At 61.7% G+C, this 12,633-nt stretch carries 8 protein-coding genes; 1 reads left to right on the top strand and 7 read right to left on the bottom strand.

Annotated elements, in window-relative coordinates; translation table 11 throughout:
- Positions 1–54 precede the first annotated feature (54 nt).
- The 7 genes from CS390_RS17085 to CS390_RS17055 all read right to left on the bottom strand — a co-directional run bounded on the left by CS390_RS17085 (position 55) and on the right by CS390_RS17055 (position 7,322).
- Positions 55–1,677: a BatD family protein gene (locus CS390_RS17085; RefSeq protein WP_065758594.1), complete on the bottom strand. Its 1,623-nt coding sequence runs from the start codon at positions 1,675–1,677 to the stop codon at positions 55–57.
- Entirely contained in the window at positions 1,677–3,404 is a 1,728-nt protein-coding gene (locus CS390_RS17080; RefSeq protein WP_099775430.1) for a VWA domain-containing protein, read from the bottom strand. Before CS390_RS17080 ends, CS390_RS17085 begins: the two co-directional genes overlap by 1 nt.
- Positions 3,401–4,477 carry a VWA domain-containing protein gene (locus tag CS390_RS17075; RefSeq protein WP_065758596.1) on the bottom strand — a complete coding sequence of 359 codons (1,077 nt, stop codon included), beginning with the start codon at positions 4,475–4,477 and terminating at the stop codon, positions 3,401–3,403. The genes CS390_RS17080 and CS390_RS17075 overlap by 4 nt, the downstream gene beginning before the upstream one ends.
- On the bottom strand, positions 4,470–4,964 hold the full coding sequence (locus CS390_RS17070) for a DUF4381 domain-containing protein (protein WP_099775429.1): 495 nt from the start codon (positions 4,962–4,964) through the stop codon (positions 4,470–4,472). The genes CS390_RS17075 and CS390_RS17070 overlap by 8 nt, the downstream gene beginning before the upstream one ends.
- Positions 4,961–5,905: a DUF58 domain-containing protein gene (locus CS390_RS17065; protein WP_065758598.1), complete on the bottom strand. Its 945-nt coding sequence runs from the start codon at positions 5,903–5,905 to the stop codon at positions 4,961–4,963. Before CS390_RS17065 ends, CS390_RS17070 begins: the two co-directional genes overlap by 4 nt.
- 4 nt (positions 5,906–5,909) lie before the next feature.
- Positions 5,910–6,869 (bottom strand): MoxR family ATPase, encoded by a 960-nt coding sequence (locus CS390_RS17060; protein ID WP_099775428.1) that lies wholly within the window; start codon positions 6,867–6,869, stop codon positions 5,910–5,912.
- Positions 6,870–6,968: 99 nt separating this feature from the next.
- The gene (locus CS390_RS17055; protein WP_099775427.1) at positions 6,969–7,322 is read right to left on the bottom strand and encodes a hypothetical protein; all 354 of its coding nucleotides are present in this window, start codon (positions 7,320–7,322) and stop codon (positions 6,969–6,971) included.
- Positions 7,323–7,650: 328 nt separating this feature from the next.
- Here CS390_RS17055 and CS390_RS17050 point away from each other — a divergent pair, with 328 nt between their 5' ends.
- On the top strand, positions 7,651–12,507 hold the full coding sequence (locus tag CS390_RS17050) for an NAD-glutamate dehydrogenase (protein ID WP_099775426.1): 4,857 nt from the start codon (positions 7,651–7,653) through the stop codon (positions 12,505–12,507).
- Positions 12,508–12,633 lie beyond the last annotated feature (126 nt).

Below are 12,633 nucleotides of genomic sequence, written 5' to 3'. Positions count from 1 at the left end.
GTGTCGACGAGTTTTCTTAAGGAAGCCTGAAGGTGCGCAGGCTAGAGCGGCTGATTACTTGGGATAGAGGGGTGGCAGGCTACTACTTTCGCCGGGTGTCGGTTGAGTCTGTTCAGCGGTTGGGATAGTGCCAATGGCCCGCCACAGCTCTTCGCCTTGCCAGTATTGTCCGGTTTCGCTGTAAAGCGCGCCGTTCAGACCATCCAGGGCATCGGACAATGGAACGAAGCGAGCCGCCATTTCGGCAAGGGTTTCGGGTTGCTGGCGCGCCCAGGCGTCGAGGGCCTGCCGGGTGGCCTGCGGGTCGTTGGCCTGGCAGGCGCGTTTGAGGTCGTCGAGCAGGGTGCGCGGGCTCGGGCCGCTTTGAGCCGCACGCAGCACGGCCGGTTGTGAGCGGGCCCGCCACCAGAGGGCAAAGCCACTCAAGGTGGTCAGGGCCAGTATCAGTGTGCTGAGTTGCCAGGGCCAGAGCGGGCCGTTTTCAAGGGGAATCGACGTGCTCGGCGTTTCAGCGCTGAGTGCCGGGTTGTCCTGAATCTGCAAGGTTCGCGCGGGCAGACTGCTGCGTTCCAGATGGTCTTCTCGGGTGTTCCACCAAATGACCTCCTGGTTGGGCAGCTCCAGTGTGCCCGCGTGCGTTGGCACCAGCGCCTCGCGCTCTTCGCGACTACCGAGCAGGCCGCGGTCGTTGATCTCGTTACGCAGTTGCGGTTGGTCAGGGTAGTGGCGCAGGCCTATGACCTCAGTGTTCGCCAGCGGTGGTATCTGTGTGCTGGACAGGCCTTCGGCCTTGATGGTCACTGTACGGGTCAGGGAGTCGCCAATCTGGGTTGAGGCTTGCGTCGGGTCCGGGCTCCAGTGTTCTTCCAGGGTCAGGTTGCGCGCCGGTAGCCAAGGCGTGTTGGCGGGGTAAGTGGCTGGTATGGGGTTGGCCAACAAGGTAATCGGTGCAGAGCTCACGTGGGTCTGTTTGCCACTGCGCGGGGCGCTGTCTTGATCTGTCGCCGGTTCTACGGTGGTGGCACTGAAGGTCAGGGACGGAATGGTCACGTTGCCGCTTTGCTGTGGGTAGATCGCATAGCGCATTTCGATCACGCCATGGCGTACACCGTTGATTTCCTTCTCGTAGGTCCGTGATTCGCCCAGTGGTTCTACCTTCGCGCCCTCCAGCTGGAGCCGGCTCAGGCTACTGTCATCGTACAGGGCTACCGAGTGGTAGATCCTCAGGGTTAAAACGGCTTGGGCCTGCACATAAATGCTGTCCTGGTCGAGGCTGGCTTCGATGAACACCGGAGCCAGGTTCTCGACCACGTTATCCTGTGCTTGCAGCACCTGAAGCTCAATCGGCTGGCTGCTGACCTCGCCCAGCTGCAGCGCGGGTATTTGCAGGCTGCCACTTTGGCGCGGAAGCAGGGTGATGATCCAGCGTGTACTGGCTTGGGTTTCGCCATTGAGGGTGGTCAGGTTGTTCACCTGGCGAGTGTCGCGAACCTCAAAATTGGCCTGCAGGGGCTCCAGGTCTGGCTTGCCAAACTGGGTGATGTCCTGGGTTTGAAGGGTCAGCTCGAGCGTTTCACCGGCGTTCAGGCGTGTGCGGTCTACGCTGGCAAGCAACGCGGCGGCCTGTACCTGCAGGCTGAGGGCAAGGCTGAAAACGAGGGCGCAGGCGCGTCTCATCAATGAGTTTCCTGGTGTTGTTGCTGTTCATACCAAAATTTTCGGCGCAGCAGTTCGGCAGGGTTGTCCGGGATCTGCCGCAACCACTGCTCAAGGGCCTGGCGCTGTTCGGCGCCAAGGCTTGCGTCGCTTGGCCGTTGCGGCGGATGAGTGGTTTCATCATCCTGGTCGCCGCTGTTCCCTTGCGGCGTTTGTTCTGCTCCCGACGACGGGTTCTGGCCTTGCTGTTCTTGTGCGCTTTGAGTGTCTTGCTCGCTGTCAGCCGCGGCGGTACTGCGGCTATCCGTGTTGCTGTCAGTCGTTGTGCCGGGCGCGTTCTGTTCGGTTTCCGTTTCAGTGGCCGCCGCCTGTTCCTGTTCGGCAGCTTTTTGCTGGCGCAGCAGTTGCTCGACCAGTGCTTTGTTCGTAATGGCCGGCTGAAGTTCCGGTTGGCGCTCCAGCGCCTGTTCATAAGCATCCACGGCAGCCTCCAACTCTCCGCTGCGTGCGAGGGCGTTACCGCGATTGTAGTGGGCAGCCGCCGTGTTGCCTTCAGCGAACAGGCGCACCGCGCCGGCATAGTCACCGGCCTCGTACAGTGCCAGGGCTTTCCATTGCGGGTTCTGGAAGCGTTGTGCTGCCTCGGCGGGGCGTTGTTGTTCAAGCAGGCGCTGGCCTTGTTGGTCCGGGCGTAGCCACAGGTCATCAAGTTCAAAGGCATGGCTGGGTTGTGGCAGCACCCACAGCAACGGCAGGCAGAACAGCCAGCCGCGCCGGCCCGCACAGGCCGCCAGCAACAAGAGCGGCAGCAGCAGCCAGTAGCCCTGATCGGCCCAACTGTCCAACTGCACCGTCTGACCATCGTCATGCAATGCCCGGGGCGGGGCGAACAGGCCGAGGCCGCGCAGGTCCAGGTCGTCGATTCGGGCATGGCGGTACTTGCCGCCGGTTTCCATGACAAACTCCCTCAGGCTTGCGCTGTCCAGGCGGGGCATGAGAATCGTGCCCTCGGCATCCTTGAGGAATTCCCCATTACTCTGTTTTACCGGTGCGCCTTCTGCGCTGCCAATACCCAGCATCAGCAGCTTTGGTCCCTTGCGGCCCAGCGCCTGGACGATGCCTTGCCGTTCCTCGGTGCTCAACGAGGAGCCAATCAGCAGCAAACGGCCTTGGCCAAGGCCTGCTTGTGACAGCAGGGCCAGGCCTTTGCGTACGGCCAGGTCAGCGCGCTGCCCGGTTTGCGGCATGATCGAGGGGTCCAGGGCTTCAAGCAGGTTGCGGCTGGTGTCCAGGTCGTCGGACAGCGGCACCAGTGCATGTGCGCTGCCGGCATAGACGATGATCGCGGTCTGGCTGTCGCGGCGATGCTCGAGCAGGTCGAGCAGTTTTCGTCGTGCCTGCTCCAGGCGATTGGGTGGGCTGTCAGTCGCAAGCATTTGCGGTGTCAGCTCCAGCAATACCACCAGAGGATCGGCTGGGCGCTGTCGGGTTTCCTCCAGGCGCTGCCAGCTTGGTCCAAGCAAGGCGATGACCGTCACGAGCCACGCCACCCCCAATGCCACCCACGGCAACTTGCTGTCGCGACCGCTGCCACCACCCAACAGTACAGCGTGGAATGCCGGAGGCAAGATCATCTGCCAGCGACCGGCACGCTTTTGGCGATGCCAGAGCTTCCACAGCAACCAGCCTAGCAGCGGTAGTACCAGCAGCCAGGCAGGGCGTAGCCATTGTGGCCAGAATTCGATCATCGACGCCTCCGCAGGCGCAGACGCTTGAGGCGTTCGCGCCATTCAGGGTGCGGTTGCAGGAAGCGTCGGTTGCTGAGCAGGCGTTGCAGTGGATTGTCGTGCCAGCGCTCACGCACCACCAGCAACACGCTCAGCAACAGCGCCAGTGCCAGTGGCCAGCTGTACAACGCCTCGGCGGTGCGGGCCTGCGTCGGTTGTTGGGCGACGGGTTCCAGGCGGTCGAGTGTTTCGCCGATAGCCGTCAATTCCTTGCCGTCGCGCGCGCGGAAATAGGCGCCATGGGTCAACTCGGCAATCTCCTTGAGCGAGGCTTCATCCAGGTCCAGGCTTGGGTTGATGCCAAGCAGGCCAGCAGTACCGCTCTGTTCGGGGTCTGCGCCGATGCCGATGGTGTAGATTTTCACGCTCTCCTGAGCCGCCAGGCGTGCGGCGGTCAGCGGATGGATCTGCCCGCCATTGTTGGCGCCGTCGGTGACCAGAATCAGCACCCGGCTTTGTGCCGGGCGCAGCCGCAAGCGCTTGACGGCAAGGCCGATGGCATCACCGATGGCGGTGTTCTTGCCGGCGATGCCAATCTGCGCTTCATTGAGGAAGGTATGCACGGTGCGCCGGTCGAACGTCAGGGGGGCCTGAAGGTAGGCCTGGCTGCCGAACAGGATCAGGCCGATGCGGTCACCCTGACGGGCCTGGAGAAAATCGCCCAATAGCTGCTTTACCAGGGTCAGGCGGCTGACGTCGTCGTCCTGCCAGCGCATGTCGGGAAAGTCCATCGAGCCGGAAACATCCACGGCGACCATAAGATCACGGCCGCTGGCAGCCACGGGCACAGGCTCACCGAGCCATTGGGGCCGCGCGGCGGCCAGTAACAGCAACAGCCAGACGACGATAAACGGCGTCTGTTGCCGCCACGTGGGCAGGTTCAGCCGGGCGCGGCGTCCGGCCAGTCCTTCCAGTTCATCGAGGAAGGCAACCTTGAGCACCGGTTCGCCGCTGTCGGCGGCGGGCAGCAGCCAGCGCGCCAGCCAGGGTAGCGGAAAAAGGGCGAAGACCCACGGCCATGCCAGCTCAAACATGTTTGCGGATCCAGATCTCAACCGCCTGGGTCAGCCCGGCGATTGCTTTGTCATCGAGCTTGCACTCGGGTTTGTAGGCACCTTCGACCAGCACCATCCAACGCGTCAGGCCCGCAGCCGGGCAGCGATTGTCGAGAAATGCCAGCCATTGTCGACCATTGAGGGTGTGGCTATGGCTGCCTGGGTAATGATTGCGGCAGAGCCGTTTGAGCAGCGCATTGATCTGCTGCAACCAGGCACCGGCAGGCGCGCCGTCGTAGGGTTTGGTCAGGCGCGCCAATTCGGCCAGGGCCTCAAGGCGTATTGGGTCAAGCGGCAACTCGGCACGCACGATGGGTTTTTTCCCCGGCCGCCAGTGACGCAGGCGCCAGACGCCCCAGCCGAGCAGCGGCAGGAGCAGGAGCAAGGCCCACCAGCCAGGTGCGGGTGGCCACAGACCAATCGGCTCCGGCGCGATCAAGGGCTGCAACTGTTCCAGGCCGTTCATCGTTTTTGCCCTGGACGTTGCGGATTGAGGTACTCGCGCAGTTGCTCGATCATTTCACTCTGGGTGCTCAAGGGCATGAGTACCACCCTCAGCTTCTGTGCCAGCAGCTCCCAGCGCTCGATGCGCGCCTCGCCCTGGCTGCGGTAGCTCTGGCGCAGGTTGGCGTCGAGGGTGTCCAGCTCCAGTTGCGCCCCCCGTTGGGCGAAGCGCAACAAACCGGCTGCCGGCAGGGCATGATCCAGTGGATCGGAAAGCGGCAACAGCAGCAGGTCGCAATGGCGTGAGAGCAGGCTCAGTTGTTGTTCGACACTGGTGCTCAGCGCCCGCTCGTCACAGATGACGATGGCCAGGCTGCCGGGGCGCAGAACCTCCCGCGCGCGGCGCAAGGCCATGCCCAGGGTATCGCCTTGCGGTTGCGCTTCGGTGTGCAACGCCTGGTTGGCGCGGGCCAGTCGGTTGAGCAACTGCAGCAGGCTTTGCTTGCTGCGCCGCGGCTTGATCTCGTAATAGGCGTTGTCGCCGAACACCAGGCCACCGATACGATCATTGTGGCCCAGCGCCGCCCAGCCAATCAGTGCCGCAGCCTGGGCGGCAAGTACCGACTTGAACATCAGGCCGGAGCCGAAGAACAGCCGCTGGCTCTGCTCCACCAGGATGTAGATGGGGCGCTCGCGCTCTTCGTGGAACAGTTTGGTGTGCGGCTCCTGGGTGCGTGCCGTCACTCGCCAATCGATATTGCGCACATCGTCTCCGGCTTGATAGACCCGCACCTGATCGAAGTCCACGCCACGTCCGCGCAGCTTCGAATGGTGCAAGCCGATCAGCGGGCTGCGTTGGCCGGGGGCGGCAAACAGCTGCACCTCGCGCACGCGATGCCGCATTTCGATCAGTTCTGAAAGACCGATGCGAATCCCTGGGGCCGCCAGTAGTTGAGAGGGCATGGGATCAGGCCACGGCAACGACGTCGAGGATGCGCTGGATCACCCGGTCCTGGTCAATACCGGCGGCTTCGGCTTCAAAGGAGAGAATGATGCGGTGGCGCAGTACGTCGAACAGTACCGCCTGAATGTCTTCGGGGCTGACAAAGTCTCGGCCCGCCAACCAGGCGTGAGCCCGTGCGCAACGGTCCAGGGCGATGGAGCCACGAGGGCTGGCGCCATAGGCGATCCAGTCGGCCATCTCGGTGTCGAATTTGGCTGGAGTGCGGGTGGCCATGACCAGTTGTACCAGGTATTCCTCCACCGCATCGGCCATGTACAGGCCGAGGATTTCCTTGCGTGCGGCAAAAATGGCCTGCTGACTGACGCGACGTTCCGGCTTGGTTTCGCCGTTGAGGGCTTCGCCACGAGCCTGTTGAAGAATGCGTCGCTCGACGGCGGCATCCGGGAAACCGATTTTCACGTGCATCAGGAATCGGTCGAGCTGTGCTTCAGGCAGCGGGTAAGTGCCTTCCTGTTCGATCGGGTTCTGGGTGGCCATCACCAGGAACAGGGGTGAGAGCTCATAGGTGCTGCGCCCGACGCTGACCTGACGCTCGGCCATGGCTTCAAGCAAGGCCGACTGTACCTTGGCCGGTGCCCGGTTGATTTCATCGGCCAACACCAGGTTGTGAAAGATGGGGCCTTGCTGGAAGACAAAACTGCCGGTTTCCGGACGGTAGATCTCGGTGCCGGTAATGTCGGCCGGCAGCAGGTCCGGGGTGAACTGGATCCGGTGGAACTCGGCTTCGATGCCCTCGGCGAGTTCCTTGATCGCCTTGGTCTTGGCCAGGCCCGGCGCGCCTTCCACCAGCATATGGCCATCGGCAAGGAGCACGATCAGCAAGCGCTCGACCAGTTTTTCCTGGCCAAGAATCTGGGTTGAAAGAAAGGTGCGCAGCGCGATCAGCGCTTCACGATGTTCCATCGTCGAGGGTTCCTGGATAAAGAGCCGAGGTGCAGTCTGAAAAAGCCGTCGGCAGGGGTTGATACTTTAATCTATCCAGGGGCCCGGCGACTAACCTCCTTACAGTTCGCTGACGTAGGTGCCGGTGCCCTTGAGGATGTTCTGCAGGGTTTCTTCGACTTCAGCCAGGTCGCTGTCCGGCGTGCTGTGAGTGATTTCCAGGTGATCGTCACCGCCCAGTGCATCCGCGTCGCCAGGCGCAACCTCGATCAACAGGCGTTTCGGGCCGAGGGTGATCTTCAGGCCGTCGAGGGTCGAAGGCTCGTCATCGAGGGTGATTTCCACCTCGTCTTCGTCCGGGTAACGGGTCATCAGGAACATTTCGCCCTTGTCACTGATGCAACACAGCGTCGCCATGTTGTCTTCTTCGTCGTCGCACGGGGTGGCCATCAATTGGGCGGTGGTCAGTTGCATGGAAGGCTCGATCAATAAGGTGAGGCATGATTCTGCCAGTGTTCAGCTGGCGGATAAACGTCAGCCTGCACGTCAATGACCGAATATGTCGCAGCGGCGCAAGCAGGCGCCTCCCAGGCCTCGTTAAGCTGCGTTGTCGATGGTCACCCGTAAAGACACAGCCTAGCTCTGGAGCGGCAGTCGTTTTTGCAGATGCTCATCCGTTGAATTGGTGAATGTGACCAATGGTTTTACCGTCTTCCTGCTCAGGGTTGGCTATCGTTGACCCGTATCAGGCGCACGCGCACGACGCTTCTCTCAATAATAAAGCCCAAGCGGAGTACCACAGATGGCGTTCTTCACCGCAGCCAGCAAAGCCGACTTCCAGCATCAACTGCAAGCGGCCCTGGCGCAGCACATCAGCGAACAGGCACTGCCACAAGTGGCGCTGTTCGCCGAGCAATTCTTCGGCATCATCTCTCTGGACGAACTGACCCAGCGTCGCCTTTCCGACCTGGCGGGCTGCACCCTTTCAGCCTGGCGCATGCTGGAGCGTTTCGATCACGCCCAGCCGCAGGTTCGTGTCTACAACCCCGACTACGAACGTCATGGCTGGCAGTCCACGCATACCGCCGTCGAAGTGCTGCACCATGATCTGCCGTTTCTGGTCGACTCGGTACGCACCGAGTTGAACCGGCGCGGCTACAGCATCCACACGCTGCAGACCACGGTATTGAGTGTCCGCCGCGGCGCCAAGGGCGAACTGCTGGACATTCTGCCCAAGGGCACCCAGGCAGAGGGCGTTCTGCAAGAATCGCTGATGTACCTGGAGATTGATCGCTGCGCCAACGCCGCCGAGCTGAACCTGCTGACCCGCGAGTTGGAGCAGGTGCTGGCTGAAGTACGGGTTGCCGTTGCCGATTTCGAGCCGATGAAAGCCAAGGTGCGAGAAATGCTCGCGCTGGTCGAGCAGACCGCCTATGCCCCGGCCGAGGCTGAAAAGGCCGAGGTCAAGGGTTTCCTCGAGTGGCTGGTGGGTAACCACTTCACCTTCCTTGGCTACGAGGAGTTCGTGGTCGGTAATGATGCCCAAGGCGCTCATCTGCAGTACGACGAGCAGTCCTTCCTGGGCCTGGCCCGCTTGCTGCGCACCGGCCTGACCGTCGATGAATTGCGCATTGAAGACTATGCGGTCAACTACCTCAGGGAACCGTTGCTGCTGTCCTTTGCCAAGGCGGCACATCCGAGCCGGGTACACCGTCCGGCCTACCCGGATTACGTGTCTATTCGCCAGATGGACGCTGACGGCAAGGTGATCAAGGAATGCCGCTTCATGGGCCTCTACACCTCGACGGTGTACGGGGAAAGCGTGCGGGCAATTCCTTATATTCGTGGCAAGGTCGCCGAAATCGAGCGTCGTTCGCTCTTCGACCCCAAGGCGCACCTGGGCAAGGAACTGGCGCAGGTGCTGGAAGTACTGCCCCGCGACGACCTGTTCCAGACGCCAGTCGACGAGTTGTTCACTACCGTCATGTCGATTGTGCAGATCCAGGAACGCAACAAGATCCGCGTCTTCCTGCGCAAGGATCCTTACGGCCGCTTCTGCTACTGCCTGGCCTATGTGCCGCGTGACATCTACTCCACCGAGGTGCGGCAGAAGATCCAGCAGGTCCTGATGGATCGCCTGAGAGCCACCGATTGCGAGTTCTGGACCTTCTTCTCCGAGTCTGTGCTGGCGCGTGTGCAGCTGATTTTGCGGGTTGACCCGAAGAACCGCATCGAAATCGATCCGCAGCAACTGGAAAACGAAGTCATTCAGGCCTGCCGTTCGTGGCAGGACGACTACGTCAGCCTGACCGTAGAAAGCTTTGGTGAAGCTCAGGGTACCAATGTCCTGGCGGACTTCCCGAAAGGCTTCCCGGCCGGTTACCGCGAGCGCTTTGCCGCCCATTCGGCAGTGGTCGACATGCAGCACCTGCTGGCGCTGTCCGAGCACAAGCCGCTGGTAATGAGTTTCTATCAGCCGTTGACCCAGACCGGTAAGCATCAACTGTTTTGCAAGCTGTACCACGCCGATACGCCGTTGGCGCTGTCTGACGTGCTGCCGATCCTGGAAAACCTTGGCCTGCGCGTACTGGGCGAGTTCCCGTATCGCCTGCGTCATGCCAATGGTCGCGAATTCTGGATCCATGACTTCGCCTTCACCTACAGCGAAGGCCTGAACCTGGACATCCAGCAACTCAACGACACCTTGCAGGATGCCTTTGTCCATATCGTCAATGGCGATGCGGAGAACGATGCGTTCAACCGCCTGGTACTGACTGCCGGCCTGCCATGGCGCGATGTTGCGCTGCTGCGAGCCTATGCCCGCTACCTCAAGCAGATTCGCCTGGGCTTCGATCTGGGCTACATCGCCAGCACCTTGAACAACCACACTGATATTGCCCGCGAGCTGGTGCGACTGTTCAAGACCCGCTTCTACCTGGCGCGCAAACTCACTGTTGAAGACCTGGACGACAAGCAGCAGCGGTTGGAGCAGGCGATCCTCAGTGCCCTGGACGACGTTCAGGTGCTCAACGAAGACCGCATCCTGCGACGCTACCTGGACCTGATCAAGGCCACCCTGCGGACCAACTTCTACCAGCCTGATGCCAATGGCCATAACAAGTCCTACTTCAGCTTCAAGTTCAATCCGAAGCTGATCCCGGAACTGCCAAAACCAGTGCCGAAGTTCGAGATATTCGTCTATTCGCCACGGGTCGAGGGTGTACACCTGCGTTTCGGCAACGTAGCGCGCGGTGGCCTGCGCTGGTCCGACCGTGAGGAAGACTTCCGTACTGAAGTGCTGGGCCTGGTGAAGGCGCAACAGGTGAAGAACTCGGTGATTGTCCCGGTCGGTGCCAAGGGTGGTTTCCTCCCGCGTCGCCTGCCGCTGGGCGGCAGCCGTGATGATATTCAGGCTGAAGGTATCGCCTGCTACCGCATCTTCATCTCTGGCCTGTTGGACATTACCGACAACCTCAAGGACGGCGCCCTGGTGCCGCCGGCCAATGTGGTGCGCCACGACGACGATGACCCGTACCTGGTGGTCGCGGCCGACAAGGGCACCGCGACCTTCTCCGACATCGCCAACGGCATTGCCATCGACTACGGCTTCTGGCTCGGCGATGCCTTCGCTTCGGGCGGCTCGGCCGGTTACGACCACAAGAAGATGGGCATCACGGCCCGCGGCGCCTGGGTTGGTGTGCAGCGGCATTTCCGCGAGCGCGGTATCAACGTTCAGGAAGACCCGATCAGTGTGATCGGCATTGGCGACATGGCCGGCGACGTCTTCGGTAACGGCTTGCTGATGTCCGACAAGCTGCAACTGGTCGCGGCATTCAACCACCTGCACATTTTTATCGATCCGAACCCGGAGCCCGCCAGCAGCTTCGCCGAACGCAAGCGGTTGTTCGACTTGCCGCGTTCAGCCTGGAGCGACTACGACACCAGCATCATGTCCGAAGGCGGCGGGATCTTCCCGCGCAGCGCCAAAAGCATCGCGATTACCCCGCAGATGAAAGCGCGCTTTGCCATCGAAGCAGACAAGCTGACCCCGACCGAGCTGCTCAATGCGTTGCTCAAGGCGCCGGTTGACTTGCTGTGGAACGGCGGTATTGGCACTTACGTCAAATCGAGTGAAGAGAGCCACGCCGATGTGGGCGACAAGGCCAACGACGCCCTGCGCGTCGACGGTAACGAGTTGCGCTGCAAAGTGGTGGGTGAGGGCGGCAACCTCGGCATGACCCAGCTTGGCCGTGTCGAGTTCGGCCTGAACGGCGGTGCAACCAACACCGACTTCATCGATAACGCCGGTGGCGTGGACTGCTCTGACCACGAGGTCAATATCAAGATCCTGCTCAACGAAGTGGTGCAGGCTGGCGACATGACCGAGAAGCAGCGCAACCAGCTGCTGGGCAGCATGACCGAGGAAGTCTCCGCGCTGGTGCTGGGCAACAACTACAAGCAGACCCAAGCGTTGTCGCTGGCTGCACGCCGTGCCAAGGAGCGCATTGCCGAGTACAAGCGCCTGATGGCTGACCTGGAAAGCCGTGGCAAGCTGGACCGCGCCATCGAGTTCCTGCCGAGCGAAGAGCAACTGGCTGAGCGTCTGGCGGCAAACCAGGGCCTGACCCGCGCTGAATTGTCGGTACTGATCTCCTACAGCAAGATCGACCTCAAGGAAGCGCTGCTCAAGGCGCTGGTACCGGACGACGACTACCTGACCCGTGACATGGAGACGGCGTTCCCGCCGTCGTTGGTCAACAAGTTCGCCGAGGCCATGCGTCGCCATCGCCTGAAACGCGAGATCGTCAGTACCCAGATCGCCAACGACCTTGTCAACAACATGGGCATCACCTTCGTCCAGCGGCTCAAGGAGTCCACGGGCATGAGCCCGGCGAACGTTGCCGGCGCCTATGTCATCGTGCGCGACATCTTCCATCTGCCGCACTGGTTCCGTCAGATCGAGGCACTGGACTATCAGGTTTCGGCCGAGGTGCAGTTGACCCTGATGGACGAGCTGATGCGTCTTGGGCGTCGCGCTACTCGCTGGTTCCTGCGTAGCCGTCGTAACGAACAGGATGCCGGGCGCGACGCGGCGCACTTCGGGCCGAAAATCGCTGCGCTGGGCCTGAAACTGGACGAGCTGCTGGAAGGTCCGACCCGTGAACGCTGGCAGGCCCGCTACCAGGGCTTCGTCGAAGCCGGTGTGCCGGAGTTGCTGGCGCGAATGGTTGCCGGTACGACGCACCTGTACACACTGTTGCCGATCATCGAAGCGTCCGACGTGACCGGGCAAGACCCGGCCGAAGTGGCCAAGGCCTTCTTCGCTGTGGGCAGCGCCCTGGACCTGACCTGGTACCTGCAGGAAATCAGCAACCTGCCGGTGGAAAACAACTGGCAGGCCCTGGCACGCGAAGCGTTCCGTGACGACATCGACCTGCAGCAGCGAGCAATTACCATCTCTGTATTGCAGATGGTCGATGCACCGCAGGACATGGACGCCCGGGTGGCATTGTGGATGGGGCAGCATGCGGTGATGGTGCAGCGCTGGCGCGTCATGCTTGATGAGTTGCGTGCGGCGACGGGGACGGACTACGCGATGTATGCCGTGGCCAACCGTGAACTGGTGGATCTGGCATTGAGCGGGCAGTCGACGCTCTGATGCCGGGGTAACAGAACCCGGCTGCTGACAAACCCCCGCTTTTTAGCGGGGGTTTGTTTTTAGGCTAACGATGCAGGCATCCCAGAGGCCGCGCTAGCTGTGGGAGCGGGTCTTGCCCGCGATACA

The sequence above is a fragment of the Pseudomonas sp. HLS-6 genome (assembly GCF_002753995.1).
Taxonomy (GTDB): domain Bacteria; phylum Pseudomonadota; class Gammaproteobacteria; order Pseudomonadales; family Pseudomonadaceae; genus Aquipseudomonas; species Aquipseudomonas defluvii.
Note: the sequence above shows the minus strand (reverse complement) of the source record. Positions and strands in the feature narration are given on the sequence as shown.